The following is a 23339-nucleotide window of genomic DNA, read 5'->3' on the forward strand; positions in this document are numbered from 1 at the left end:
CCCCTTCAGTGGTGCGCGTCGAGCATCGCACGCACGAGCGACACGACGCTCGCGTGCACCTCGTCGGGGGTGCCGGATGCGTCGACGACGGCGAAGCGGTCGGGCTCGGCCGCGGCGAGCCCGAGGTAGGCCTCGCGCACGCGCCGCGCGAAGTCGAGCCCCGTCTCCTCGAGCCGGTCGTACGGCGCGTGCTCGCGCGCCGCCATCCGCTCGCGCCCCGCCTCGGGCTCGATGTCGAGCAGGATCGTGAGATCCGGCAGCAGCCCGTCGACGGCCCACAGCGACAGGTCGCGCACCTGCTGGCCGTCGAGCTCGCGGCCGGCGCCCTGGTAGGCGACCGAGGAGTCGAGGTAGCGGTCCTGCACGACGACGTCGCCGCGCTCGAGCGCGGGCCGCACGAGCGTCGCGACGTGCTGCGCGCGGTCGGCTGCGTACAGCAGCGCCTCGGCGCGCGGCGCGACGTGCCCCTCGGTGTGCTGCACGAGCCGGCGGATCTCGACGCCGAGCTCGGTGCCGCCGGGCTCGCGCGTGCGCACGACCGTGCGGCCGCGCTCCTCGAGCCACGCCTGCAGCATCGCCGCCTGGGTCGACTTGCCGGAGCCGTCGCCGCCCTCGAGCGTGATGAAGGCGCCGGTCACTGCTCCGCCGCGGGCTTCTTCGCCGCCGGCTTCTTGGCGGCCGGCTTCTTCGCGGCCGGCTTCTTGGCGGCGGGCTTCTTGGCGGCCGTCTTCCGCACCGGCTTCTTGGTCGGGCCCTTCTCGCGCTTGAGCTGCAGCAGCTCGATGGCGCGTTCGAAGGTGATCGCCTCGACCTCCTCGCCGCGCGGGATGGTCGCGTTCGTCTCGCCGTCGGTCACGTAGGGCCCGAAGCGGCCGTCGCGCACCTTCACCGGCTTGCCCGAGACCGGGTCGGCGTCGAACTCCTTGAGCGCCGACGCGGCGCGCCGGGCGCCGTACTTCGGCTGCGCGAAGCGCTCGACCGCCTGCTCGAGCGTGATCGAGAAGATCTGGTCCTCCTCGTCGAGCGAGCGGGTGTCCTCGCCCTTCGACAGGAACGGCCCGTAGCGGCCCGGCCGCGCGGTGATCTCGACGCCCGACTCCGGGTCGACGCCCACGACGCGCGGCAGCGAGAGCAGCTTGAGCGCCGTCTCGAGGTCGACCGACTCCGGCTCCATCGCCTTGAAGAGGGATGCGCGGCGCGGCTTGGGCGCGGCCTTCCCCTTCTTCGGGGCGACGGGCTTGCCCTCGTCGTCGAGCTCGACCGGCAGCGCCTCCTCGATGTAGGGCCCGAAGCGGCCGTTCTTCACGACCACGTCGAGGCCCGTCTCCGGGTGCTGCCCGAGCACGCGGTCCTGCACGGGCTCGGCGGCGAAGAGCTCCTCCGCCTTCTCGGGCGTGAGCTGGTCGGGCGTGAGGTCCTCGGGCAGGTTCGCGCGCTTCGTCTCGCCGTCGGGGCCGGTGCCCTCGAGGTAGGGGCCGTACTGGCCCACGCGCAGCGTGACGCCCTCGGCCACCGGGATCGAGTTGACGGCCCGCGCGTCGATGTCGCCGAGGTTCTCGACGGTCGACTTCAGGCCGGGCCGCTCGTCGCTGCCGAAGTAGAAGCGCTGCAGCCACTCCTGCCGGTCGAGCTCGCCGTCGGCGATGCGGTCGAGGTCGGCGAGCATCTCGGCGGTGAAGTCGTAGTCCACGTAGTCGCCGAGGTTGTCCTCGAGCAGCTTGATGGTCGAGAACGCGATCCAGTTCGGCACGAGCGCGCCGCCGCGCTGCGTGACGAAGCCGCGGCGCACGATCGTGTCGATGATCGAGGCGTACGTGGACGGCCGGCCGATCTCGAGCTCCTCGAGCGCTTTCACGAGGCTCGCCTCGGTGTAGCGCGGCGGAGGCGTCGTCACGTGCTCCTTGCGCTCGAGCTCGGCGAGGTCGACGCGGTCGCCGCCCTTGACGTCGGGCAGCGTGCCCTCGGCCTCGGCGTCGTCGGCGTAGCGCGAGGCATCCTTGCCCTCCTCGTACGCCTGCAGGAAGCCGGGCTCGGTGATGACGGTGCCGGATGCGGTGAACTCGGCGACGCCGCGGGCCGTCTTCTCCGAGGCGATGGTGATGGTCGCGGTCTGGCCCGTCGCGTCGATCATCTGGCTCGCGACGGTGCGCTTCCAGATGAGCTCGTACAGCCGGTGCTCGTTGGGCGTCATCGACGCCTTGACCTCGCTCGGGGTGCGGAAGGCCTCGCCGGAGGGGCGGATCGCCTCGTGCGCCTCCTGCGCCGACTTCGACTTGCCGGCGTAGTGGCGAGCGGCCTGCGGCACCGAGCCCGGGCCGTAGAGGCTCGTGGCCTGCGCGCGCGCTGCGGCGATCGCCTGCGACGACAGCGAGGGCGAGTCGGTGCGCATGTAGGTGATGTAGCCCTGCTCGTAGAGCGACTGCGCCACCGACATCGTCTGCTTCGCCGAGAGCTTGAGCTTGCGGCCCGCCTCCTGCTGCAGCGTCGACGTCGTGAACGGCGCCGACGGGCGGCGGCGGTACGGCTTCGACTCGACGCCGGCGACCGCGAAGGCTGTCTGCTCGAGCTCGGTCGCGAGCGACTCGGCCGCCTCCGCGTCGAGGATCGTGCGCACGCCCTTGATCTGGCCTCGGTCGTCGAAGTCGCTGCCGGTCGCGACGCGGGCGCCGTCGAGGCGCACGAGGCGCGCACCGAAGCGCGACCCCTCGGCCTCGAACTGCGCGGTCAGGCTCCAGTAGCCGGCGGCGACGAACGCCATGCGCTCGCGCTCGCGGTCGACGATGAGGCGGGCGGTCGGCGACTGCACGCGGCCGGCCGACAGGCCCTGCCGCACCTTGCGCCACAGCACCGGGCTCACCTCGTAGCCGTAGAGGCGGTCGAGGATGCGGCGGGTCTCCTGGGCGTCCACGAGCGGCATGTTGAGCTCGCGCATCGAGTCCTTCGCCTGCTCGATGGCGTCCTTCGTGATCTCGTGGAACACCATCCGCTTGACCGGCACCTTCGGCTGCAGCACCTCGAGCAGGTGCCACGCGATGGCCTCGCCCTCGCGGTCCTCATCCGTCGCCAGGATGAGCTCGTCGGCGTCCTTGAGCGCGCGCTTGAGCTCGGCGACGGTCTTCTTCTTCTCGTCGCTGACGACGTAGTAGGGGGCGAAGCCGTGGTCGACGTCGACGGCGAACTTGCCGTACGACCCCTTCTTCAGGTCGGCGGGCAGGTCGCGCGGGCTGACGAGGTCGCGGATGTGGCCGACGGAGGCCAGCACCTGGTATCCCTCGCCGAGGTACCGCTCGATCGTCTTGCCCTTCGCCGGGGACTCCACGATGACGAGCTTCTTGCCCATGCTCACGCTCACTGCTCTTCTTGGGGGATGGTGCGCCCGACCGGGCCACGCCTCGACACAATACACACGGTGTCATGGTGCTCCCCAGGTGGTCGGCGCGGCTGCCGCCCGCCTGCCGCGCAGGAGGGCCGTCGACGCGGGGGCGCCGCCGATCTACGCTGAGCGTGGCGCCGGATGACGCCGGTGAGGGGCCCACGATGGCCGGAAGCGACGTTCCGCAGGCCCCGCGCAGCTATCTGCTCGGGCTCACCGACGCCGGCGGGACGGTGCCGCCGGAGCTCGGCGTGGCCCGCCGGCTCGCGACGCGCGGGCACCGGGTGACGGTGGTCGGCGACCGGAGCATGGCGGATGCGACGGCGCGCGCGGGCGCCGCCTTCACCGCCTGGTCGCGGCCCGCCGTCGAGGTGCGCGACTGGGCCGCACGCTCCCCCGGCAGGCTCGTGCGGGAGCTGGCGGAGGCGATGATCATCGGCCCGGCGCCGTCGCAGGCCGACGACCTGGCCGCAGCGATCGCGGCCGAGCCGCCGGACGTCGTGCTGACCTCCTCCTTCGCGGTCGGGGCGATGATCGCCGCCGAGGCGGCAGGCGTGCCGTACGGCGTCCTCGTCCCCAACATCTACCCGCTCGGCGCCGAGGGCATCCCGCCGTTCGGCGCAGGGCTGCGTCCCGCGCGAGGCCGGGCCGGCAGGATCCGCGACCGGGCGCTGACGGCGGCCAGCACGCGCATGTTCGACCGCCGTGCGCTCGGCGGCCTGAACCGCGTGCGCTCCGCGCACGGCCTCGAACCCATCGCGACGTTCTGGCAGCAGCTCCTGCGGGCCGAGCGCCTCCTCATCCTCACGTCGGCCGCGTTCGACCTGCCGGGCGACCTGCCCGCGCACGCCCGCTACGTCGGACCGGTGCTCGACGACCCGTCGTGGGCCGGCGCCGCGGCGTGGCTGCCGCCGGCGGGCGACGAGCCGCTCGTGCTCGTCGCGATGTCGTCGACCTTCCAGCACCATGCCGAGTGCCTGCAGCGCGTGATCGACGCCCTCGCGATCCTGCCGGTGCGCGCCGTGGTCACCACCGGCCCGGCCATCGATCCCGCGTCGCTGCGCGGCGCGGCGCGCGTGTCGGTGGTGCGGGCGGCGCCCCACGCCGACGCGATGCGCGACGCGAGCCTCGTGGTGACGCACGGCGGCCACGGCACGGTCGTGAAAACGCTGGCCGCCGGCTGCCCGCTGCTGATCCTGCCCCACGGCCGCGACCAGGCCGACAACGCGGTGCGGGTCGTCCTCCGGGGCGCCGGGCGCACGCTCTCCCGTCGCGCCTCGCCGCGCCGGATCGCCGCCGCGGCGGCCGCGCTGCTGCAGGACGTCGACGCCGCGGCGGCGGCTCGTCGGCTCGGCGCCGCGATCGTCCGCGACGCGAGCGGGTCGGCGCTCGTCGACGAGCTCGAGTCGATGTAGCGCGCTCACGGCGCACCGCCCTGCGGCGGTCCGGCGACGGCGGTGCCGGATGCGCGCCACGGGCCGACCGGGACGACGGCCGTCACGTGCGCGTCGAGCCCGTCGAGCGCGCACGCCTCGAGCCGTGCGCCGCTCGCCGCCGCGACCGCCTGCGCGAGCGCGCACGGCGCGCCGTCGGCGAAGCCGGAGCGCGCATCGGCTGCCGCGAGCGCGGCTGCCTCCGCCGCAGCCGCCGCCCGCGCCTGCGCGATCGACGCGGTGCCCGCGCCGACGACGAGCAGCGCCAGCAGCAGCGCCGTGCATGCCACCGCGAGCGCGAGCGCGGCGCCGGCGCCGCGCTCCTCCGCCCACCGCGCCCGCACCTATCGACCGCCGCCGTGCGCGCAGCTGCTCGCCTGCAGCGTCAGCGCGCCGCCCAGCGCCTCGCGCGCGAGCACGGCGCAGACGAGCTCCCCGCGCGCGTCGATGCGCAGCGCGGCACCGTCGGCGTAGAGCTGCGGGTCGTCGCCGCGCCCCGCCGCCCGCGCGGCCGCGCCCGCCGACTGCTCGAGCCCGACCTGGACCGCTGCCGCCGACACCGCAGCGACCGCGAGGCCGATGGCGAGCACCGCCGCCGGCAGCGCCGCGGCGAGCTCGGCCGTCACCGCGCCGAGCTCGCCGCGGCGGTCGCTGCCGGGTGCCACCTACTGCACCGTCAGGGCTCGCTGCACCATGTCGGTGAGGATCCCGCGCACCTCGTCGGAGCGCAGGATCACCACCAGCAGCCCGGCGAAGCCCACCGCCGCCATCGTCGCGATGACGTACTCGGCGGTCGCCGCGCCGTCCTCCTCCTGCACCAGCCTGTCGAGCATCCGCATGCTCGCCTCCTTCCCTCGGGGAGCCCCAAGGGTGCGGCAGGCGCGGGTGCCGGCGTGCGACGATCGAGCCGCCCTGTGGAGGAGCGGCTCGATCGGGATGCTGCGGGGACCCGGTCCGGGGTCGCCGACGGGCCTCAGCGCCGGCGCTGCTGCGGGCGGATGGGCACCGTCGCCACGATCGGGTGCGGGGCGCTGCCGAACGATGCGGCGAGCGCGGCGAACCAGTTGACGAGGGACTCGAAGAGGTTGCGCATGCCCCGACCGTAGGGGCCCGACCTGTCCGCCCCCTAGGTGAGCGGGGTGAGGGCGCCGGTCAGCATCGACGCGATGAGCGGCACGATCACGAGCAGTGAGAAGGCCGGCAGCACGCACGCGCCGAGCGGCAGCGACAGCTGCACCGCGGCCCGCTGCGCCCGCGCCTCGGCCTCGAGCCGCGCGCGGATGCGCGCCGCCTGCGCCTCTGCCAGCAGCAGGCCGCGCACCGGCACGCCCGCGCGACGCGCGAGCGCGAGCGCCGCGTCGACCTCGGCCCAGCCGTCGGCGGCCACCCCGGCATCCGCGAGCGCGGTCTCCGCCGCGGCGCGGGCGCGATCGGCCGCGCCGCCGCCCGCGAGCGCGACGGCGACCAGGTCGAGCGCCAGCCCGGGGGCCGCCTCGCCGCGGGCCGCGCGGCGCACGATCGCTCGCGACCAGGCCCACGCCGCCACCAGCAGCGCCGCGCCCAGGAGCATCGACCACGTGCCGACGCCGCCGCCCGTCGCCGCGCCGACGACATCGAGCCCGAGCGCCAGCCCGAAGCCGATCCCGACGATCGGCAGCGCCATCACCAGCCGGGCCGTCGCGCGCGGCCCGGCGAGCGCCGCCTCGAGCGCCCGCGCCTGCACCGCCTGCTCGCGCAGCAGCCCGGCGAGGCGCTCGAGGGTCGGCGCGGTCGGCGCACCCGTCTCGCGCGCGAGCGAGAGCACCGCGGCGACCGTGCCGCCCGCGCCGCCCCTCTGCGCGTCGACCGCCGACGCATCCGTGCCGAGCACCGACCACGCGCGATCGATGGGCAGGCCGCCCGCGACGAGCGCAGCGAGCCGGTGCACGGTCGCGGCGGCCTCCTCTTGCGCCGCAGCGGTCATCGCCGCCGCACCGCAAGCCGATCGCCCTCGAGCACGAGCGAACCGATCGCCGCCACCCGGCGCACAGGCGCCCCCGCGACCGCCGCGCGCTCGACGTGCAGCACCGCGTCGATCGCGCTCACCGCCTGCCGCGCGAGCGCCGCGGGGCCGAGACCCGCGAGCGCGCCGAGCGCCTCGAGCCTCGCCGGCACGTCGTCGAGCGAGTTCGCGTGCAGCGTGCCCGCGCCGCCGTCGTGGCCTGTGTTGAGCGCCGACAGCAGCTCGCGCACCTCGGCGCCGCGGCACTCCCCCAGCACGAGCCGATCGGGCCGCATGCGCAGCGCCTCGCGCACCAGCTGCTCGAGCCCGATCGCGCCCGCCCCCTCCGCGTTCGCCTGCCGCGCCTCGAGCGCCACGACGTGCGGATGACGGATGCGCAGCTCGGCGACGTCCTCGATCGTCACGATGCGCTCCCCTGCCCCCGCTTCCGAGAGCATCGCGCCGAGCAGCGTGGTCTTGCCCGAGCCGCCGGCGCCCGAGACGAGCACGTTCGCGCGCCGGGCGACGAGCGCGCGCACCTCGGCGAGCGGCACGAGCGCGAAGGCGCCCGCCGCGTCGAGCTCGGCCAGCGTCAGCGAGCGCACGCGCGGCAGCCGGATCGACAGCTGCGCGCCCGCGACCGCGACGGGCGGCAGCACCGCGTGCACGCGGATGCCGTCGTGCAGGCGCACATCGACGCACGGCGTCGCCTCGTCGACGTGGCGCCCGCCCGCCGCGACGAGCGCGACCGCGAGCGCGCGGGCGCGCTCCGGCTCGAGCCGCAGCGCTGCGGCCTCGGCGCCCCGACCGCGATCGACCCACACCTGCCCGCCCGTGACGAACACATCCGTCACCGCCGCCTCCGCCACGAGCGGCGCGAGCTCGCCGAACTCGCGCAGCGTGCCGCCGTCGGCCGCCGTGCGCGCCGGGTCGCGCGTGCTCGGGCGCGGGGCGCCGGCGACGAAGGGGATCCCGGTGGCGCGCTGCTGCATGGGCGCACGCTACGGGCGGCGCGCGCGGCGCGGGGACCGCCGCCGGGCGGCTGTGGAGAGGGCGACCGCGCCGCAACGAGGGAGGCGGCGCCCACCTGGGGGGAGGGGACGCCGCCGCAGGGAGGCGGATGGGGGATCCACCGGTCACCTGCTGGTGCCGGCAGGGCCGGCGTCGCCATCGTAGGCTTCCGAGCGCGGGCCGGGCGGCGCAACACGGCGCAACCTCGCGCCGAGCCCTCGCTAGGCTCGCAGCGACGAGGAAGTCTGGAGGACCCGTGTCGGACCACATCGACCACCTGCTCACCGAGACCCGCCGGTTCGCGCCCCCCGAGGCGCTCGCGAGCGAGTCAGCGACGGATGCCGCGCTCTACGAGCGGGCCGCCGACGACCGGCTCGGCTTCTGGGCCGAGCAGGCGCGAGAGCTGCAGTGGGAGACGCCCTTCACCGAGGTGCTCGACTGGCAGCCGCCGCACGCCAGGTGGTTCCACGACGGCACCCTCAACGTCGCCGTCAACTGCCTCGACCGGCACGTCGACGCCGGGCACGGCGACCGCGTCGCGCTCCACTGGGAGGGCGAGCCGGGCGACCGCCGCACCATCACGTACGCCGAGATGACCGTCGAGGTCAAGCGGCTCGCGAACGTGCTCACCTCGCTCGGCGTGCAGGCGGGCGACCGCGTCGCCATCTACCTGCCGATGCTCCCCGAGGCGGTCGCCGCGATGCTCGCCTGCGCCCGCATCGGCGCCGTGCACACCGCCGTCTTCGGCGGCTTCAGCCCATCCAATCTCCGCGGCCGCATCGACGACGCGGGCGCGAAGCTCGTCATCACCACCGACGGCGGGCACCGCAAGGGCAAGGTGTTCCCGCTGAAGCCGACGGTCGACGAGGCGCTCCGCGAGCCCGGCCATGGCGTCACGAACGTGCTCGTCGTGCGGCGCGGCGAGAACGAGATCGACTGGGTCGACGGCCGCGACGTCTGGTACCACGAGGCGATGGCCGACGCCGATCCCGAGCACGCGGCCGAGGCGTTCCCGGCCGAGCACCCGCTCTTCATCCTCTACACCTCCGGCACGACGGGGCGCCCGAAGGGCATCCTCCACACGAGCGCCGGCTACCTCGCGCAGACCTCGTTCACGCACCGCCACGTGTTCGACCTGAAGCCCGAGACCGACGTCTACTGGTGCACGGCCGACATCGGCTGGGTCACCGGCCACAGCTACATCGTCTACGGCCCGATGGCCAACGGCACCACGCAGGTGATGCACGAGGGCACGTTCGACACCCCGACGCCCGAGCGCCCGTGGCAGATCATCGAGCGCTACGGCGTGACCATCTTCTACACCGCCCCCACGGCCATCCGCACCTTCATGAAGCTCGGCCGCCAGCACACGCATTCGAGCGACCTGTCGAGCCTGCGCGTGCTCGGCACGGTCGGCGAGCCCATCAACCCGGAGGCGTGGATCTGGTACCGCGACGTCGTCGGCGGCGGCACGACCCCGGTGATGGACACCTGGTGGCAGACGGAGACCGGCGCGATCATGATCTCGGGACTCGCGTCGGTGACGACGCTGAAGCCGGGCAGCGCGCAGGTGCCGATCCCCGGCGTCGAGATCGACGTGGTCGACGACTCGGGCGCATCCGTCGACGACGGCGACGGCGGCCTGCTGGTCGTGACGAGCCCGTGGCCGTCGATGCTGCGCACCATCTGGGGCGACGACGAGCGCTACCGCGAGACGTACTGGGAGAAGTTCGGCGACCGCTACTTCGCCGGCGACGGCGCCCGCAAGGACGAGGACGGCGAGATCTGGCTGCTCGGCCGCGTCGACGACGTCATGAACGTGTCGGGCCACCGGCTCTCGACCGCCGAGATCGAGTCGTCGCTCGTCGCGCACGAGGGCGTCGCCGAGTCGGCGGTCGTCGGGGCGACGGATGCGACGACGGGCCAGGCGGTCGTGGCGTTCGTGATCCTGAAGGAGAGCGCCGCGCACCACCCCGTCGAGGAGGCCGAGCGCATCCTCCGCCAGCACGTGGCATCCGACATCGGGGCGATCGCGCGGCCCCGCCAGGTGTTCATCGTGCCCGACCTGCCGAAGACGCGCTCCGGCAAGATCATGCGGCGGCTGCTGCGCGACCTCGCGGAAGGGCGCGACCTCGGCGACACGACGACGCTCGCCGACCAGTCGGTGGTGGAGGCCATCCAGTCGCAGCTGCGCTGACGCGCCGCCCCGCCGCAGATGTAGGGCGAGTTGCGCTGGATGCGCCCGCATGGCAGCCGTTGGCCCTGCATCTGCGGCGGCGTGCTCCGCGGCGCGAGCGTCGCCGAGCAGTCGTGCGGCGAGCCCGCCGGCGCGACGCGGCTAGGCGAACTCGGCGATGACCTCGACCTCGACCGGGGCGCCGAGCGGCAGCTCGGCCACGCCGACGGCGCTGCGCGCGTGGCGGCCCGCGTCGCCGAAGATCTCGCCGAGCAGGTTGCTCGCGCCGTTGATCACGCCCGGCTGGCCGTGGAAGCCCTCGGCCGAGGCGACGAATCCGACCACCTTCACGATGCGGGTGATGCGGTCGAGCGACCCGATCTCGGCGTCGATCGCCGCGAGCGCGTTGAGCGCGCACTGGCGCGCGTCGGCCGTGGCCTCGTCGGCCGACACCTCGGCGCCGACCTTGCCCGTGCGCGGCAGCGCGCCGTCGACCATCGGCAGCTGGCCGGAGGTGAAGACGAGGCGGCCGCTCGAGACGGCCGGGATGTAGGAGGCGACGGGCGGCACGACCGCGGGCAGCTCGAAGCCGAGCTCGCGGATGCGCTCGGCGACGCTCACGCGGACGCCTCGATCGGGCGCTTCAAGAATGCGACGAGGCCGCCCTCCGGGCCGTTCGCGACATGCACGAGCTCCCAGCCGTCGGCGCCCCAGGTGTTCAGGATCGCCGTCTCTCGGTGGATGAGCAGCGGCGTCGTCGCATACTCCCAGGTCGTCTTCGCCATCGTGCGTGGTCCCCTGCCCTCATAGGTTGGTCGCGTACCCTCGTATGCTATGGCCGCATCACGACACAAGCCAGGAAGCCTGCTCGCCTCGCTCCTGGGACTCATCGGTTTCAGCGCGATCGCCGGGATCCTCGTCTCGGCGACGCTGACGCCGGCGCTCGCGGTCGCTTCGAGCACCGCGAACAGCGGCCTCGACATCTTCGAGAGCCTGCCCTCGTACGCGCAGATCAACCAGCAGGCCGAGCGCAACCGCATCTACGGCCTCCGCGACGGCCAGCCCGTCGAGATCGCCCAGTTCTACGCCCAGGACCGCCAGGTGCTGCGCTGGCAGCAGGTGCCGCGCAACACCGTCGAGGCGCTCGTCGCGGGCGAGGACCGCCGCTTCTACTCGCACGGCGGCGTCGATGCGCCGTCGGTCATCCGCGCCGGTCTCTCGCAGGTCGGCTTCGGCGGCGAGTCTGGCGCCTCGACCCTCACGATGCAGCTCGTGCGCCAGCAGATCGCCATGGACGCGTTCATCCGCGGCGACCAGGAGACCTACGAGCAGCAGTACCAGGAGAGCTACCAGCGCAAGCTCGCCGAGATGCGGCTCGCGATCGGCCTCGAGCAGCGCTACACGAAGAACGAGGTGGTGCTCGCCTACCTCAACATCGCCAACTTCGGCGGCAACGTCTACGGCATCCAGGCCGGCGCGCAGCGCATCTTCAACAAGCCGGCCTCCGAGCTGACGATCGCCGAGTCGGCCGCGCTCATCGCGACGGTGCAGAACCCGTCGATCCGCAACCTGTTCAACGCCGACAACTGGGAGCGCAACCAGGAGCGGCGCGACTTCATCATCAACCGGATGGCCGCCGACGGCTACATCACGGCGGAGGAGCGCGACGAGGCGCTCGCGACGCCGGTCGACGAGGAGTTCGTCGACATCCAGCCGGCGAACAACGGATGCATCGCGGGCTACGACTCGGCGCGCTTCTTCTGCGACTACGTGCAGCGCGTGCTCGCGCAGGACCAGGTCGACGGGCACTACATCCTCGGCGCATCCGAGGAGGACAACGCCGCCGCGCTCTTCCAGGGCGGCTACCGCATCTACACGTCGATCGACCTCGGCCTCAACGACTCCGTGCAGGCGCTGCTCGACCAGAACGTGCCGAACACCGAGACCCGCTGGCAGTCCGGCGGCGCCGTGACCCAGCTCGAGGTCGGCACCGGGCGCATCCTGACGATGGCGCAGAACAAGGACTACTTCAACGGCGACGGCGCACCGCCCACCGCGAGCGCGGTGAACTTCAACGCCGACTACGCGCACGGCCGCTCCGGCGGCTTCCAGCCGGGCTCGGGGTTCAAGATCTTCACGCTCGCCCAGTGGATCATCGACGGCCACTCGGTCGACGAGCAGATCGACGCGACGCGCGAGGAGTGGCCCATGGGCGCCTTCCGCGCCGAGTGCACGGGCCTCGTCTCGGAGCCGTGGGACCCGCAGAACAACGAGGGCAACGAGTACGCCCGCATGACGCCGACCGAGATCATGGTCAACTCCGTCAACACCGGCATCGCCCGCATGGCGAGCCAGATGGACCTGTGCGACATCCACCAGACCGCCGCGAACATGGGCGTCGTGCCCGCCGACGGCAGCGACTGGCAGATCTTCGCGCCGGCCGTGATCGGCTCGGGCTCGAACGTGACGCCCATGGGCATGGCCTCGGCCTTCGCCACCATCGCGAACGGCGGCGTCTACTGCCGCCCGATCGCGATCGACCGGATCGTCGCGCGCGACGGCTCCGAGGTGCAGCCTCCCGGCCAGGACTGCCAGCAGGCCATCACGCCCGAGGTGGCGTCGGTGCTGCAGGCCACGCTCGAGACGGTCACCGAGCGCAACCCGATCAACAACCCGCCCGGCACCACGCCCGTCATCTCGAAGACGGGCACGACGAACGGCGTCGTGCAGACCTGGGTGAACGGCGCGAGCCCGTCGATCGCGACCTCCGTCTGGGTCGGCAACATCGTCGGCAACTACTCGCTCGAGGAGCGCTGGAACGTGCGCTCGACGATCTTCCGCGGTGCGATGGCCGAGGGCATCGCCCGCTACCCGGGCGGCGAGTTCCTCTCCCCCGACGCCGACACGCTGCGCGGCAACGCGAGCCAGCTGCCGGATGTCTCGGGCCAGTCGGTCGAGGCCGCCACGGCCGCGCTCGAGGGCGCCGGGTACACGGTGCAGGTCTCCGACCCGATCGACGGCCTGCAGGCCGAGGGGCTCGTCGAGTACACGGCGCCCGGCGCCGGCTCGCTCGTGACCACGTCGACGCCGATCATCCTGTACCCGTCGAACGGCGGGCTCGCCGAGGGCGGCGACGCGGAGGAGACCGCGCCGCCTGCCGACCCGGCCGCCCAGACGTGGCCGGACCTCGTGGCGAGCTCGCTCGCCGACGCCCGCACGACGCTCTCCGGCGCCGGGTTCGACCCCGCGCTGCTGCAGATCACCTGGCAGGACCACGGCGAGGCCAACCTCTGCACGGTGCTCGCGCAGAACCCGCTGCCCGACACGCCGGGCGAGCCCGACGACCCGATCTCGGTCGTCGTGGGCACCAACGCCTCCGGGGGCGACCCTGGCTGCTAGCCGCGCGGTCGGCGCGGTCGTCGGCGGCGTGCTCGCCGCCGGCGCCGCGGTCGCCGCGTACGCCACCGCCGTCGAGCCGCGCGCGTTCCGGATCCGCTCCGAGACGCTGCGCATCCTCCCCGCCGGCGCGCGCCCGATCACGCTGCTGCACCTCGCCGACATCCACCTCGCGCCCTGGCAGGAGACGAAGCTCGACTGGCTCGAGGGTCTGGCGACGCTCGAGCCCGACCTGATCGTCAACACCGGCGACAGCCTCGGGCACCGCGCCGCGCTGCCGGTGCTGGCGGATGCGCTGCGGGTGTTCCAGGGCGTGCCCGGCTTCTTCGTCCACGGGTCGAACGACGTCTACGGCCCCGAGCTGAAGAACCCGCTCCGCTACTTCCGCGGGCCGTCGAGCGTCTCGGGCGAGTCGCGCGTCGAGCGCCTCGACATCCACGGGCTCGAGCGCGCGTACGAGGACCTCGGCTGGCTGAGCCTCAACAACACCGCGCGCGCCATCGAGGTGCGCGGCACCACGATCGCCGGCTTCGGCGTCTCGGACGCGCACCGGCACTGGGACCGGCTCGACGAGACCGAGGGAGCGCTCTCGCGCATGCGACGGGCGCTCGGTGACGCGCCCCGCGCCACGCTGGGCGTGACGCACGCGCCGTACCGCCGCATCCTCGACGCCTTCGTCGACCTCGGCGCCGACGCGATCCTCGCCGGCCACACGCACGGCGGCCAGGTGCGCGTGCCCGGCGGGCACGCGATCGTCACGAACTGCGACATCCCGCGCGAGCAGGCCTCGGGGCTCAGCGAGTGGGCCCACGGCGGCCGCTCCGTGCCGCTCACCGTGTCCCAGGGCATCGGGTCGTCGATCTTCGCCCCGTTCCGGCTCGGCACGCCGCCGGAGGCGGTCGTCGTGTCGCTCCAGCCGCGCGACATCGGGTAGACTGGCGAGGTTGCACAGCCGGGGACGCGTTCCCGGCGGAGCACCGGGGTGTGGCGCAGCTTGGTAGCGCGCGTCGTTCGGGACGACGAGGTCGCAGGTTCAAATCCTGTCACCCCGACTTGAGGCAGAAGGGCTCAATGCGGCGAAGCCGCGTTGAGCCCTTCTGGGTCAAGGTCGAGCAGCGCGCGTACCGAGACCTGGCTGCTGGGCCGGCGAGCGCTCGCGTCTCGATACGCCGCCTGCGGCGGCTACTCGACGAGCGTAGGTGGCGCTACTCGACGACCGCCGCGGGAGCGCCCAGCCGCCCCCCGGACTCCTCCAGGTAGCACGTGGCGCACAGCGACTCGTAGGTGACGGCCTCGCCGTCGATCGCGACCTGGTCGCCGTCGAAGACGAAGCGGTCGCCGACCTTGCGGCCGTTGAACAGCGCCTTGCGGCCGCAGCGGCAGATGGTCTTCAGCTCCTCGAGCGAGTGCGCCAGCTCGAGCAGCCGCGCCGAGCCGGGGAACGCGTGCGTCAGGAAGTCAGTGCGGATGCCGTAGGCGAGCACGGGCACGCCGCGCTCGACGGCGATGCGCAGCAGCTCGTCGACCTGCTCGGGCCGGAGGAACTGCGCCTCGTCGACGAGCAGGCACGCGACGGGCTCGGGCCGCTCGGCGGCGGCCGCCTCGAACGCATCCAGCACCGAGTCCTGCGGCCCGACGAGGAAGTCGACCGCGCGGGTGACGCCGAGCCGCGAGACGACGTCGCGCTCGCCCTTCGTGTCGGTGGCGGGCTTCGCGAGCAGCACGCGCTGCCCGCGCTCCTCGTAGTTGAACGCCGCCTGCAGCAGCCCGGTGGACTTGCCGGAGTTCATCGCCCCGTAGCGGAAGTACAGCTTCGCCACGGCTAGAGCAGGCCGTCTTCTTCTGCGCGGTTGATGAGCTCGGCGCGACGGCCGGCGGGCCGGTCGACGGCCGCGTACTTGGCGCGGACGCGCCGCAGGAAGGTCTTGGCGGTCTCGTAGCCGACGCCCATCTCGGCCGCGACCTGCACGGTCGTCAGCCCCTGCACGTAGTGCGTGAGCGCCCGCCGCTCCCCCGGCGACAGGCGAGGGCGCCGCTCTGCCGGCTCGTCGGTCCAGTTCGTGGTGCGGCGCCGCGTGGGACGACGCACCGCCGCGACCTGCTCGGCCACCGCCTCGACGGGCTCGCTCGGCGGCACGATCGCGGCACCCAGGCCCTCGAGGGCCCGCCGCAGGGTCGTGTCGACGTCGGCGTGCACGACCACGAGCGCGCCTGCGGCGACGACCGTGCGCGCGTGCGCGAGCATGGTCCTGCCGGGCTCCTCGGCGAGCACGACCACGTCGCCAGGGAACCCCGGGTCGACGACGAGGTTGGCGAACCGCGACGAGATCGCGGTCAGGGTGAGCGCCTCACGGGCGTCGATCGCGTCGCGCAGCGCGTCCCTCTGCTCGCTGCCCGCGACCGCGCTGACGCGGCGCAGCGTCCCCGCCTCGGGGGACTCGGTCATGGACATCGGTCTGCCTCTGTCGCTAGGCGGTGCCGCTGCCCGCGGCAGCGGCCTGGAGCTCGGGCGCGGACTCGGGGACGAGGCGCAGCACGCGAGCGGTGCGCTCGAGGCTCTCCCGCGCGGCCACCGGGTCGTCGTTCAGCCGGGTGCCGTAGCTGGGGATGAGCTCGCGGATCGTCTCGCGCCACTGGGGCATGCGCTCCGGGAAGCAGCGCTCGAAGATCGTCAGCATGATGTGGACGGCGGTGGATGCGCCGGGCGATGCGCCGAGCAGGCCGGCGATCGTGCCGTCCGCGCCCGTGACGACCTCGGTGCCGAACTGCAGCACGCCGCCCTTGTCGGGGTCGCGCTTCATGACCTGCACGCGCTGGCCCGCGGTGATGAGGCGCCAGTCCTCGTCGCGCGCGTTCGGCATGAACTCGCGCAGCGCCTCGAGGCGCTTCGTCCGCGACGCGAACACCTCGCCGAACAGGTAGCCGACCAGATCGAGGTTGGCGAGCCCGGCGCGGATCATCGGGTACAGGTTGTGGCCCTTGATCGTCTCGAACATGTCGGTGTACGAGCCGGTCTTCAGGTACTTCGGGCTGAAGCCCGCGTAGGGGCCGAACAGCAGGCTCGCCTCGCCGTCGACGACGCGCGTGTCGAGGTGCGGCACCGACATCGGCGGGGCGCCGACGCTCGCCTTGCCGTAGACCTTGGCGTTGTGGCGGGCGACGACCTCGGGGTTGTCGGTGCGCAGGAACGCACCGGTGATCGGGAACCCGGCGAAGCCCTTCGCCTCGGGGATGCCCGACTTCTGCAGCAGCTTGAGCGCGCCGCCGCCGCCGCCGACGAAGACGAACCGCGCGATCGCCTCGTTGGTGCTGAGGCCCACCTCGCGGCGCAGCTTCAGCCGCCAGGTGCCGTCGCCGAGCCGCTTGAGCCCGGTGACGGTCGTGTCGGTGTGCACGACCGCGCCGTCGGCCTGCAGGCGGTCGAAGAGCATCCGGGTCAGGGCGCCGAAGTCGACGTCGGTGCCGTCGGTCGAGCGGGTCGCGGCGATGCGCTGCGACTTCTTGCGGCCGGGGATGAGCGCGGGCGTCCAGGAGCGGATGACCTCGGGGTCCTCGGTGTACTCCATGCCCGCGAAGAGCGGCTCGTCCTTCAGCAGCTCCCAGCGGCGGCGCAGGTAGTCGACGTTGTCGTCGCCCCAGACGAGGGTCATGTGCGGCGTCGGCGAGATGAAGCCGGAGGGATCGGGCAGCGTGCCGTCCTCGACGAACGACGCCCAGAGCTGGCGGGAGAGCTGGAACTGCTCGTTGATGTCGATCGCCTTCGCGGCGGTCATCGAGCCGTCGGGGCCCTCGGGCATGTAGTTGAGCTCGCAGAGGGCGGCGTGACCGGTGCCGGCGTTGTTCCACGGGCCGGATGACTCCTGGCCGACCTCGGGCAGGCGCTCGAAGACGCGGATCGTCCACGAGGGCTCGAGGCGGTGGAGGAGGGCGCCGAGCGTCGCGCTCATGATCCCTCCGCCGATGAGGGCCACGTCGATCGTCTTCGTCACCCTTCGATTCTAGGACGTCCTCCATGGACGCTCGACCCAGATCGTGCGCATCGCCAGGTTCACAGGCCTAGCATGGGCGCGTCACCATCCGGCGAGAGGAGCGACCATGGGAATCCTGGACGACGCGAAGGACAAGCTCGGCGACGCGGCCGAGTGGGTCAAGGACAAGGCCGAGAACCTGGGCGAGCAGGCGCAGGGCGCCGGGCAGACGCTCGGCGAGAAGGCCGCCGACGCGCGCCACTGGGCCGAGTCGAAGCTGGGCGGCGACAGCGGCGAGCCGCAGCGCTTCGCCGGCGGCGCCGCTGAGGAGCGCACCGCCGACGGCGGCAGCTTCGCCACGGAGTGGGTGGATGCGTCGACCGACCAGGCGGCGGACGCACCGCAGGCCGAGCCGTCGGCGGAGGCGCCGCACGGCGACCACCACCCCCAGCACCCCGCGGCCTGAGCCGGTCGAAGACGGAGGGCGGCGCCGATCGGCGCCGCCCTCCTCCGTTCCGCCCTGGTCAGCCGAGGCGCTGCGCGACGAGCTCCGCCAGCTGCACCGCGTTCAGCGCGGCGCCCTTGCGGAGGTTGTCGTTGGCGACGAACAGGACGAGCCCGCGGCCGGGCTCCGCCGACTGGTCGGCGCGGATGCGCCCCACCAGGGAGGCGTCGGCGCCGGCCGCCTGCAGCGGCGTCGGCACGTCGACGAGCTCGACGCCGGGCGCCTGCTCGAGGAGCGCTCGCGCCTGCTCGGGCGACAGGTCGCGCTCGAACTCCGCGTGGATCGCGAGCGAGTGACCGGTGAAGACCGGCACCCGCACGCACGTGCCGGCGACGCGCAGCTCGGGACGCTCGAGGATCTTGCGCGACTCGTTGCGCAGCTTCTGCTCCTCGTCGGTCTCGCCCGAGCCGTCGTCGACGAGCGAGCCGGCCAGCGGCAGCACGTTGTGCGCGATCGGCTGCGTGTAGACGCCGGGCTCGCCGAGGTCGACGGCGCCGCCGTCGTGCGTGAGCCGCTCCGGATGCTGGCCGGCGGCCCGCTCGAGCTGCCCGCGGAGCTCCTCCACGCCGGCGAGGCCGGAGCCGGAGACCGCCTGGTAGGTGGCGACGACGAGCCGCTCGAGGCCCGCAGCCAGGTCGAGCGGCTTGAGCACGGGCATCGCGGCCATCGTCGTGCAGTTCGGGTTCGCGATGATGCCCTTCACGGCACCGGTGATCGCGTGCGGGTTGACCTCGGAGACCACGAGCGGCACCTCCGGGTCCATCCGCCAGGCCGACGAGTTGTCGATGACGACGACCCCGGCCTCCGCGAAGCGCGGCGCCAGCCGACGCGACGTGGCGCCGCCGGCAGAGAAGATGGCGACGTCGAGGCCGCTCGGATCGGCCGTCTCGGCGTCCTCGATCGTGATCGAGCGGCCCTGGAACTCGATCGCGCGGCCGGCGGAGCGGGCGGACGCGAACAGCCGCAGCTCGTCGATCGGCACGGCGCGGTCGGCGAGCAGCCGCAGCACGACGCCGCCGACCTGGCCGGTCGCGCCGACGACGCCCAGGCGCAGCGGGCGAGCGGGCCCGGCCTCATCGCTCAGCCGCCGGATCATCGCCCGGTCCCCGCGTGCACGACGGCCTCCTGGTCGCCGTCGAGCTCGAACGCCGAGTGCACGACGCGCACGGCCTCGATCAGCTGGTCGGCGCGCGTCACGACCGAGATGCGGATCTCGGAGGTGGAGATCATCTCGATGTTGATGCCCGCATCCGACAGCGCCCGGAACAGCCGCGCCGAGACGCCCGCGTTCGTGCGCATGCCGGCGCCGACGAGCGCCAGCTTGCCGATCTGGTCGTCGTGCTGGATCGACTCGAAGCCGACCTCGGCGCGATGCGCCTCGAGCGCCTGCAGCACGCTGCCGGCCTCCTCCTTCGGCAGGGTGAAGGAGATGTCGGTGCGACCGGTCGCCGCCTCGGACACGTTCTGCACGATCATGTCCACGTTCGCGCCGGACTCGGCGACGATCGTGAAGATCCTGGCCGCCGTGCCGGGCACGTCGGGCACCCCGACGACCGTGACCTTGGCCTCGGACAGGTCGTGGGCGACGCCGACGATCATCGGCTCTTCCATGGTGGACCCCGCTCTCTCTGGGTCGTAGACGATGGTGCCGTCGTCATTCGTGAACGACGATCGGACGTGGAGGGTGACGCCGTGCCGGCGGGCGTACTCGACGCTGCGGATGTGCAGCACCTTGGCGCCGGCGGCGGCGAGCTCGAGCATCTCCTCGCTCGTGACGCGGGCGATGCGGCGGGCGCGCGGGACGACCCGCGGGTCGGCGGTGAACACGCCGTCGACATCCGTGTAGATCTCGCACACGTCGGCCTCGAGCGCCGCCGCGAGCGCCACCGCGGAGGTGTCGGAGCCGCCGCGGCCGAGCGTGGTGATGTCGCCGGTGACCTTGTTGAAGCCGGCGAAGCCCTGCACGATCGCGATCTGCCCGGCGTCGAGCGCCTGGCGCACGCGGCCGGGCGTCACCGAGACGATGCGGGCGGAGCCGTGCTTGTCGTCGGTGAGCATGCCGGCCTGGCTGCCGGTGAACGACACGGCCTCGGCGCCCTGCGACTTGATCGCCATCGCGAGCAGCGCCATCGAGATGCGCTCTCCGGCGGTGAGGAGCATGTCGAGCTCGCGACCGCCCGCGGGGAGGTTCGGCACGACGGCGTGGGCGAGGTCGAGCAGCTCGTCGGTGGTGTCGCCCATCGCGGAGACGACCACGACGACGTCGTCGCCGCGCTTCCTCGTCTCGACGATGCGCTTCGCGACACGCTTGATGCTCTCGGCGTCGGCCACGCTCGACCCGCCGAACTTCTGCACGATGAGGCTCACGCCGCTCCCCAGGTCCCGGAACACCCCAGTCTAGGCGGCGGGCGCATGCCCTCGGCGTCGACGGATGGCGCGGAGGGTCACCTCTCCACAGTGCGGCGGCCCTCGAACGCCCGGCCGAGCGTCATCTCGTCGGCGAACTCGAGATCGCCGCCGACGGGCAGCCCGCTCGCGAGCCGCGACACGCGCACGCCGAGCGGCAGGAGGGTGCGGATGAGGTAGGTCGCGGTGGCCTCGCCCTCGACGTTGGGGTCGGTGGCGATGATGACCTCCTCCACCGCGGCGTCCTGCAGCCGGGTCATGAGCGACGCGACGCGCAGCTGGTCGGGGCCGACGCCCTGCATCGGGTTGAGCGCGCCGCCGAGCACGTGGTACAGCCCGCGGTACTCGCGGGTGCGCTCGATGGCGACGACGTCCTTCGGCTCCTCGACGACGCAGATCGTCGTCGGCACCCGGCGAGGGTCGCGGCAGATCGCGCAGCGCTCCTCCTCGCCGATGTTGCCGCAGACGACGCAGAAGCGCACGCGCTCGCGCACCGTCTGGAGGATCGTCGCGAGCCGGTCGACGTCGAAGGTCTCGGTCTGGATGATGTGGAACGCGATGCGCTGCGCCGACTTCGGTCCGACGCCGGGAAGCCTCCCGAGCTCGTCGATGAGGTCCTGGACGATGCCGTCGTACACCTAGCGCTCCCCTCGCACCCGCGGGCGCTCCTCGATCAGCTCGGCTCCGAGCTCCTCCCGCACGACCGCCTCGCCGTAGCGCGCGGCCTGCGACGCCGAGAGCGCCGGCTCGGGCGCCGGCGCGGAGCGCGCGAGCTCGGCCAGCGACGGCCCGCTCGGCGCCGCCCTGGGCTGCTCGACCGGCGCGGGCTCGGCCGCGATCGGGGCGTCGGGCGCGGAGACGAAGGAGAAGGGATCGGGCTCCGGCTGGTCGGGCAGGTCCTGCTCCGGGAGGTCCTCGGGCGGCGCCTCGGCGTCGCTCGGGATCGTCGCGACGGCCCAGCCTGTGACCGGCTCCGCGGCGGCCGCGGCGGCCGCCGGCTTCGCGCGGGGGGCAGGCGCCACCGCCGCCGAGGCGTCGGGCCGCAGCGCCGGCGGAGGCGCGGCGGCCGGAGCGGGTGCGGGCGCCGCCGGGGTGCGGCCCCGGTGCGCCTCCTCGCCGCCTGCCGCAGCGGCAGGCTCGGACGGGCGGCGCGAGCCCTGACGGGTGCGCGGCACGTACCGCACGTCGAAGCCGAGCAGCTCGCGGATGGCCGTGCGCAGCGCGTCGGCGACGCTCGGACGTGTGCCCTGCGGCTGCTTGAAGCGCTCGACGTCGGCCTCCGACTGGAAGCCGAGCACGAGCACGTCGCCGTCCCGCAGGTCGATCGGCGTGAGGGTCGTCGCGACCATCCACGCCGAGCGGTGCTGGTCGGCGAGCAGCTGCAGCACCTCGTCCCAGGCGTCGCGCAGCTGGCCGAACGTGATCGCCTCCGCCGACGCCGCGACCTGCGGCGCAGGAGCAGCCGGCGTCGGCGCGGACGCGCTCGCCGCAGGCGTGCGGACCTGCGGGGCCGCGGCCGGAGCGGGCGCGGGGGCGCTCGCAGCCGGAGCGGGTGCCGATGCGGGCACGGGCTGCGGCGCAGGGGCGGGCGCGGCCCTCGGCGCCGACGCGGGCGCCGCCTGCGGCGCAGGGGCCGGCGCGGATGCGGCGGCCCGCGGCGCAGGGGCGGGCGCGGATGCGGTGGCCGGCGCCGGCGCGGCTGCCGGCGCCGTCGCGCTCGGGACCGGCGCGGGCGTCGCGCCGTCGAGCCGCTGCTCGAGGCGCTCGACGCGCGCCAGGGTGCCGACCTCGGGGTCGCCGCTCTCGGGCACCAGCAGTCGCGCGGCCATCAGTTCGAGGTGGAGCCGCGGGCTCGTGGCGCCCGCCATGTCGGTGAGCGCCTTCGCCACGATGTCGGCGGCTCGCGAGAGCTCGGCCGCGCCGAAGCCGCCCGCCTGCTCGACGAGCGTGGCGAGCTCGTCCTCGGGGACGCCGTGCAGGATCGCGGCCGGATCGCTGGCCGCGTGCGCGACGATCAGGTCGCGCAGCCGCTCGAGGAGGTCCTCGACGAAGCGGCGCGGGTCCTGCCCCGTCTGCACGACGCGGTCGATCGACGCGAACAGCCTCGGCGCATCCGCCGCCGAGAGCGCGGTGACGATCTCGTCGAGCAGCTCGCCGTGCGTGAACCCCAGCAGCGCGACCGCGTGCTCGTAGGTGACGCCGCCCTCGGAGCCCGCGATGAGCTGGTCGAGCAGGCTCAGGGTGTCGCGCGCGGAGCCGCCGCCGGCGCGCACGACGAGCGGCAGCACGCCGGGCGCGACCTCGACGCCCTCCTGGGCGCACAGCTGCTGCACGTACTCGAGCATGGGCGCCGGCGCGATGAGCCGGAACGGGTAGTGGTGCGTGCGCGAGCGGATGGTGCCGATGACCTTCTCGGGCTCGGTCGTCGCGAAGATGAACTTGATGTGCTCGGGCGGCTCCTCGACGATCTTCAGCAGCGCGTTGAAGCCGCCGGAGGTCACCATGTGCGCCTCGTCGATGATGAAGACCTTGTAGCGGTCGCGGCTCGGCGCGAAGGTGGCGCGCTCGCGCAGGTCGCGGGCGTCGTCGACGCCGCCGTGGCTCGCCGCATCGATCTCGACGACGTCGAGCGAGCCGCCGCCGTCGCGACCGAGCTCGACGCACGAGTCGCAGACGCCGCACGGCTCCGGCGTGGGGCCCTCGGCGCAGTTGAGGCAGCGGGCGAGGATGCGCGCGCTCGTGGTCTTGCCGCAGCCGCGGGGGCCCGAGAAGAGGTAGGCGTGGTTCACGCGGTCGGCGCGCAGCGCCGTGCGCAGCGGGTCGGTGACGTGCGCCTGCCCGATGAGCTCGGAGAACGACTCCGGCCGATAGCGGCGGTAGAGGGCGGCGACCATGCGACCCAGGCTACTTCCCGCCGGTGACGTGCCGCGCCGCAGGCCGGACATGCGAGGACTCCCCGCGCACCCGCCAGAGCCCGGTTGCCCTTGCTTCGTCTCCGACCTGGGGGATTTGGCCTGGATGGCGCCACGCGGGGAGCCGCATCCATCGTACCCAACGCGCGGCACCGGTGCGACGCAGGTGCGCGCCGGT

The 23339-nt window shown here is 73.7% G+C and carries 21 protein-coding genes, 1 tRNA gene and 1 other RNA gene; 6 read left to right on the top strand and 17 right to left on the bottom strand.

Annotated elements, in window-relative coordinates; translation table 11 throughout:
• Positions 1-5: 5 nt before the first annotated feature.
• Together tmk and topA are read right to left on the bottom strand one after the other, a co-directional pair.
• Complete coding sequence (gene tmk, locus J2X49_RS11690) at positions 6-638, bottom strand: dTMP kinase (protein WP_128188827.1); 633 nt, start codon at positions 636-638, stop codon at positions 6-8.
• Positions 635-3340, bottom strand: a complete 2706-nt coding sequence (topA, locus tag J2X49_RS11695) for a type I DNA topoisomerase (protein WP_396131330.1) — start codon at positions 3338-3340, stop codon at positions 635-637. Before topA ends, tmk begins: the two co-directional genes overlap by 4 nt.
• A 197-nt stretch (positions 3341-3537) precedes the next feature.
• Here topA and J2X49_RS11700 point away from each other — a divergent pair, with 197 nt between their 5' ends.
• Positions 3538-4788 (top strand): glycosyltransferase, encoded by a 1251-nt coding sequence (locus J2X49_RS11700; RefSeq protein ID WP_310126498.1) that lies wholly within the window; start codon positions 3538-3540, stop codon positions 4786-4788.
• A 5-nt stretch (positions 4789-4793) separates the two neighbouring features.
• On the opposite strand, the gene J2X49_RS11705 is transcribed toward J2X49_RS11700, so the two are convergent.
• The 5 genes from J2X49_RS11705 to J2X49_RS11725 form a co-directional block, all read right to left on the bottom strand.
• Positions 4794-5150, bottom strand: coding sequence for an Rv3654c family TadE-like protein (locus tag J2X49_RS11705; protein WP_310126500.1), 357 nt, complete (start codon positions 5148-5150; stop codon positions 4794-4796).
• Complete coding sequence (locus J2X49_RS11710) at positions 5151-5471, bottom strand: hypothetical protein (RefSeq protein ID WP_310126502.1); 321 nt, start codon at positions 5469-5471, stop codon at positions 5151-5153.
• Positions 5472-5645 (bottom strand): DUF4244 domain-containing protein, encoded by a 174-nt coding sequence (locus J2X49_RS11715; protein WP_146357911.1) that lies wholly within the window; start codon positions 5643-5645, stop codon positions 5472-5474.
• A gap of 287 nt (positions 5646-5932) precedes the next feature.
• A complete protein-coding gene (locus J2X49_RS11720) occupies positions 5933-6769 on the bottom strand; it encodes a type II secretion system F family protein (RefSeq protein WP_310126503.1) in 837 nt (278 codons plus the stop codon).
• Entirely contained in the window at positions 6766-7779 is a 1014-nt protein-coding gene (locus tag J2X49_RS11725; RefSeq protein ID WP_310126504.1) for a TadA family conjugal transfer-associated ATPase, read from the bottom strand. The genes J2X49_RS11720 and J2X49_RS11725 overlap by 4 nt, the downstream gene beginning before the upstream one ends.
• 275 nt (positions 7780-8054) lie before the next feature.
• Between J2X49_RS11725 and acs the strand changes: the two genes are divergently transcribed.
• Positions 8055-9995, top strand: coding sequence for an acetate--CoA ligase (acs, locus tag J2X49_RS11730; protein WP_310126506.1), 1941 nt, complete (start codon positions 8055-8057; stop codon positions 9993-9995).
• A gap of 141 nt (positions 9996-10136) precedes the next feature.
• Here acs and J2X49_RS11735 read toward each other — a convergent pair whose 3' ends face one another.
• Together J2X49_RS11735 and J2X49_RS11740 are read right to left on the bottom strand one after the other, a co-directional pair.
• The gene (locus J2X49_RS11735) at positions 10137-10595 is read right to left on the bottom strand and encodes a RidA family protein (protein ID WP_128188327.1); all 459 of its coding nucleotides are present in this window, start codon (positions 10593-10595) and stop codon (positions 10137-10139) included.
• Positions 10592-10759: a hypothetical protein gene (locus tag J2X49_RS11740; RefSeq protein WP_164877025.1), complete on the bottom strand. Its 168-nt coding sequence runs from the start codon at positions 10757-10759 to the stop codon at positions 10592-10594. Before J2X49_RS11740 ends, J2X49_RS11735 begins: the two co-directional genes overlap by 4 nt.
• 49 nt (positions 10760-10808) lie before the next feature.
• On the opposite strand from J2X49_RS11740, the gene J2X49_RS11745 reads away from it, so the two are divergent.
• The 3 genes from J2X49_RS11745 to J2X49_RS11755 all read left to right on the top strand — a co-directional run bounded on the left by J2X49_RS11745 (position 10809) and on the right by J2X49_RS11755 (position 14422).
• On the top strand, positions 10809-13373 hold the full coding sequence (locus tag J2X49_RS11745; RefSeq protein ID WP_310126513.1) for a transglycosylase domain-containing protein: 2565 nt from the start codon (positions 10809-10811) through the stop codon (positions 13371-13373).
• A 28-nt stretch (positions 13374-13401) separates the two neighbouring features.
• Positions 13402-14304 carry a metallophosphoesterase gene (locus J2X49_RS11750; protein ID WP_310126516.1) on the top strand — a complete coding sequence of 301 codons (903 nt, stop codon included), beginning with the start codon at positions 13402-13404 and terminating at the stop codon, positions 14302-14304.
• Positions 14305-14348: 44 nt separating this feature from the next.
• Positions 14349-14422 (top strand) — tRNA-Pro (locus J2X49_RS11755).
• 153 nt (positions 14423-14575) lie between these two features.
• On the opposite strand, the gene J2X49_RS11760 is transcribed toward J2X49_RS11755, so the two are convergent.
• The 3 genes from J2X49_RS11760 to J2X49_RS11770 are packed head-to-tail and all read right to left on the bottom strand — an operon-like array spanning position 14576 to position 17359.
• Complete coding sequence (locus J2X49_RS11760; protein WP_310126518.1) at positions 14576-15190, bottom strand: thymidine kinase; 615 nt, start codon at positions 15188-15190, stop codon at positions 14576-14578.
• A 2-nt stretch (positions 15191-15192) separates the two neighbouring features.
• Positions 15193-15816: a sigma factor-like helix-turn-helix DNA-binding protein gene (locus J2X49_RS11765; protein WP_310126519.1), complete on the bottom strand. Its 624-nt coding sequence runs from the start codon at positions 15814-15816 to the stop codon at positions 15193-15195.
• A gap of 22 nt (positions 15817-15838) precedes the next feature.
• Positions 15839-17359, bottom strand: a complete 1521-nt coding sequence (locus J2X49_RS11770; protein ID WP_310126521.1) for a malate:quinone oxidoreductase — start codon at positions 17357-17359, stop codon at positions 15839-15841.
• 106 nt (positions 17360-17465) lie between these two features.
• Between J2X49_RS11770 and J2X49_RS11775 the strand changes: the two genes are divergently transcribed.
• Positions 17466-17804, top strand: a complete 339-nt coding sequence (locus J2X49_RS11775) for a hypothetical protein (protein ID WP_310126524.1) — start codon at positions 17466-17468, stop codon at positions 17802-17804.
• A 58-nt stretch (positions 17805-17862) separates the two neighbouring features.
• Here the strand turns inward: J2X49_RS11775 and J2X49_RS11780 are convergent, their stop codons facing one another.
• The 5 genes from J2X49_RS11780 to ffs form a co-directional block, all read right to left on the bottom strand.
• A complete protein-coding gene (locus J2X49_RS11780) occupies positions 17863-18936 on the bottom strand; it encodes an aspartate-semialdehyde dehydrogenase (RefSeq protein ID WP_396131332.1) in 1074 nt (357 codons plus the stop codon).
• On the bottom strand, positions 18936-20210 hold the full coding sequence (locus J2X49_RS11785; RefSeq protein ID WP_310126529.1) for an aspartate kinase: 1275 nt from the start codon (positions 20208-20210) through the stop codon (positions 18936-18938). The genes J2X49_RS11780 and J2X49_RS11785 overlap by 1 nt, the downstream gene beginning before the upstream one ends.
• 77 nt (positions 20211-20287) lie before the next feature.
• Entirely contained in the window at positions 20288-20887 is a 600-nt protein-coding gene (gene recR / locus J2X49_RS11790) for a recombination mediator RecR (protein WP_128188335.1), read from the bottom strand.
• Complete coding sequence (locus J2X49_RS11795; protein ID WP_310126532.1) at positions 20888-23143, bottom strand: DNA polymerase III subunit gamma and tau; 2256 nt, start codon at positions 23141-23143, stop codon at positions 20888-20890.
• Between the two features lie 50 nt (positions 23144-23193).
• Positions 23194-23290, bottom strand: an RNA gene (gene ffs, locus J2X49_RS11800) — signal recognition particle sRNA small type.
• Between the last annotated feature and the right edge of the window lie 49 nt (positions 23291-23339).

Source organism: Agrococcus sp. BE272 (genome assembly GCF_031457935.1).
Classification (GTDB): domain Bacteria; phylum Actinomycetota; class Actinomycetes; order Actinomycetales; family Microbacteriaceae; genus Agrococcus; species Agrococcus sediminis.

Coding starts and splice junctions, on each gene's coding strand:
- J2X49_RS11700 (WP_310126498.1), top strand. CDS start 3,538: ATGGCCGGAAGCGACGTTCCGCAGGCCCCGCGCAGCTATCTGCTCGGG.
- J2X49_RS11775 (WP_310126524.1), top strand. CDS start 17,466: ATGGGAATCCTGGACGACGCGAAGGACAAGCTCGGCGACGCGGCCGAG.
- topA (WP_396131330.1), bottom strand. CDS start 3,340: ATGGGCAAGAAGCTCGTCATCGTGGAGTCCCCGGCGAAGGGCAAGACG.
- J2X49_RS11745 (WP_310126513.1), top strand. CDS start 10,809: ATGGCCGCATCACGACACAAGCCAGGAAGCCTGCTCGCCTCGCTCCTG.
- J2X49_RS11795 (WP_310126532.1), bottom strand. CDS start 23,143: ATGGTCGCCGCCCTCTACCGCCGCTATCGGCCGGAGTCGTTCTCCGAG.
- J2X49_RS11720 (WP_310126503.1), bottom strand. CDS start 6,769: ATGACCGCTGCGGCGCAAGAGGAGGCCGCCGCGACCGTGCACCGGCTC.
- J2X49_RS11725 (WP_310126504.1), bottom strand. CDS start 7,779: ATGCAGCAGCGCGCCACCGGGATCCCCTTCGTCGCCGGCGCCCCGCGC.
- J2X49_RS11740 (WP_164877025.1), bottom strand. CDS start 10,759: ATGGCGAAGACGACCTGGGAGTATGCGACGACGCCGCTGCTCATCCAC.
- J2X49_RS11765 (WP_310126519.1), bottom strand. CDS start 15,816: ATGACCGAGTCCCCCGAGGCGGGGACGCTGCGCCGCGTCAGCGCGGTC.
- J2X49_RS11715 (WP_146357911.1), bottom strand. CDS start 5,645: ATGCGGATGCTCGACAGGCTGGTGCAGGAGGAGGACGGCGCGGCGACC.